The 2,567-nt window shown below is 55.1% G+C and carries 2 protein-coding genes; both read left to right on the top strand.

The features are described from left to right. The first annotated feature begins 177 nt into the window (after nt 1–177). Complete coding sequence (locus B3Z49_RS14435) at nt 178–1,140, top strand: threonine dehydratase (protein ID WP_296992140.1); 963 nt, start codon at nt 178–180, stop codon at nt 1,138–1,140. Next, a complete protein-coding gene (locus tag B3Z49_RS14430) occupies nt 1,137–2,567 on the top strand; it encodes a pyridoxal phosphate-dependent decarboxylase family protein (protein ID WP_296992138.1) in 1,431 nt (476 codons plus the stop codon). The genes B3Z49_RS14435 and B3Z49_RS14430 overlap by 4 nt, the downstream gene beginning before the upstream one ends.

Genomic DNA, 2,567 nt, shown 5'->3' with positions numbered 1-2,567 from the left:
TGACCCGATCAGATATCGAACAGGAACTGTCAAAGCCGTTCCTGTAAAGTTTCCCCCGGCGCGGCTCGCCACCGCCGCGTTTGACGGAGGCACTTTGCTCCCATTGTGCCTCCGTTCGGCGGGAAGCGGCTGTAAACGCAAATTGTCACGATTTTGATCTATCAGGGATACAATACAATGTTTAATACGGGTGAGTTGCGCGAGGCCGCGGATTTTGTGCATCAATATGTTGCGCCGACGCCGACAATTCAGTGGCCGCTGCTTGATCGTGCGACCGGATTGTCCCTGTATGTCAAACACGAAAACCACACCCGACTTGGTGCGTTCAAAATCCGGGGCGGGCTGACTTTTTGTCGTTATCTCGGAAAGTCGGTTGATGTGAACCGCGGGATTATCTCGGCGACACGGGGCAACCATGGCCAGAGCCTTGCCCATGCGACCAGCCGTTTTGGTATGCCTGCGACCATTATTGTCCCGCATGGCAATTCCGTTGAAAAGAACGCCGCCATGCGGGCCTGGGGTGCAGAGGTGATTGAACATGGTCACGACTTCCAGGAGGCAGCCGAATACGCCAAGGCACTTGCCACCAAGGAAGATCTTGTAATGGTCCCGCCGTTCCATCGGGAACTTGTGCGTGGTGTCGCGTCCTATGGGTTGGAGCTGTTTGACGCTATTTCCGGTCTGGATCGTATCTATGTGCCGGTTGGCATGGGATCCGGGATTTGTTCGCTGATCACGGTGCGTGATGCGCTGGGCCTTAAGACCGAAATTATTGGTGTGGTCGCAACGGGTGCGGATGCCATACGTCAGTCATTCATGGCCGGTGAAATCATCCAGACACCGACGGCCAATACATTTGCCGACGGGGTTGCCTGCCGTAGTCCCGATCCGGGCGCGTTTGAGATCATTAAAAGCGGTGCTGCGGACATTATTGCTGTCGATGACGAACAGATCGCGGATGCCATGCGCCTTTATTTCAGTTCTTGTCACACCATTGCCGAGGGGGCAGGTGCGGTGCCGCTGGCGGCTGCGATTGCACAGCGCGAAAGCAATATTGGCAAGAAGGTTGCTGTTGTGTTGACCGGGGCGAACATTGATCGCGCCGACTTTGCGCGCATCCTTTCAGGAGAAAACAAATGAACAGCATTTTAAATCGTTCTGATGACAGCCCCACTGTTGATGAACGTCATCTCATGTTTGATGACCTTGAAAAACTTGGCCGCATTCTTGTGGAAACAGGTGATGTCGCGCACAGCTTTATTCAGGGTGCGGATAACATGGATGTAACCTGCCGCGATTTCTCTGCCTTTGACCCCTCGCGCCCGATGCCGGGGCAGGGACGCGGTGCGCTTGATGCGTTGCGGGCAGCGAAGGAAGAAATTCTGCCGCTGCTCGCCGCATCAATTGGTCCTCGTTATCTTGGATTTGTTACCGGTGGCACGACGCCAGCGGCCCTTGTTGGCGACTGGCTTGTCAGTGCAATTGATCAGAATGCCACCGGACCGGAAGGATCGGTCAACGCCGCGGTTGAAGAACAGGTCATCAACTGGCTGTGTGAACTGGGTGGTGTGCCATCAGGTACGTTTGATGGTGTTTTGACGACCGGTGCAACGGTATCAAACCTTTTGGGACTGGTTGCGGCCCGCCAGTGGTGTGGTGAACAGATTGGTGTGAATGTCGATGCCGATGGTGCGGGCGTTTTGCCAGATCTTGAGATTTTTGCCGCGAGTCCGCACGCCAGCATGATCAAGGATTTGTCGATTGCCGGGATTGGTCGTAACAGCTTTACCAAGGTCGCAACCAAACCGGGATCGGAAGAAACCGATATTGCAGACCTCAAGGCCAAGCTTGCGGCCAGTGATGCGCGCGGCAAGATCGTTATTGCGTCGGCGGGAACCGTGAACGCCACGGATTTCGATCAACTTGATGCGATTGCCGATTTGTGTCGTGACTTTGGCGCATGGCTTCATGTCGATGCCGCGTTTGGCTTTTTCGCTGCCCTGGATGATCGTCGGGCCCACCTTACCAAGGGAATCGCACGCGCGGACTCCATCACATCAGACGGGCATAAGTGGCTCAATGTCCCGTATGATTGCGGGATTTTCCTGACCCGTCATATTTCGGTGCTGGAGACATGCTGTCGCGCCTTTGCGCCATATCTTGATACCAAGGCGGACGGGAATAGCTATATCAATCGTGGGGTCGAAAATTCCAGACGGTTCCGCGCGTTGCCGCTGTGGATGGCGATGACGGCTTATGGTCGCGACGGAATTGCATCCATCATCCGGGCAAACTGCGATCAGGCGGCAAACCTGGCTGCGTGGATTCGAACCCATGAGAAGCTCGAACTACTGCGTGAACCCAAACTCAATGTGACAATGTTCGCATCGCGTGGAACTGATGACGAGAATCGGGCACTGCTCCAGCGTATCAATGAGACAGGCAAGGTTTTCCTGACACCAACGGTTTACGGCGGTCGTTTCGGATTCCGCGCGGCATTCAGCAACTGGCGGACCCGCGACGAAGATCTTGTGATCGTCAAGCAGGCCATTCAAACGGCCTTGTAA

Origin of the sequence: Thalassospira sp. UBA1131, from assembly GCF_002311515.1 — a bacterium.
Taxonomy (GTDB): Bacteria; Pseudomonadota; Alphaproteobacteria; order Rhodospirillales; family Thalassospiraceae; genus Thalassospira.
Note: the sequence above shows the minus strand (reverse complement) of the source record. Positions and strands in the feature narration are given on the sequence as shown.

What these genes read in the sequence shown, in the direction of transcription:
- B3Z49_RS14435 (WP_296992140.1), top strand. Translation starts at nt 178, where the DNA reads ATGTTTAATACGGGTGAGTTGCGCGAGGCCGCGGATTTTGTGCATCAA.
- B3Z49_RS14430 (WP_296992138.1), top strand. Translation starts at nt 1,137, where the DNA reads ATGAACAGCATTTTAAATCGTTCTGATGACAGCCCCACTGTTGATGAA.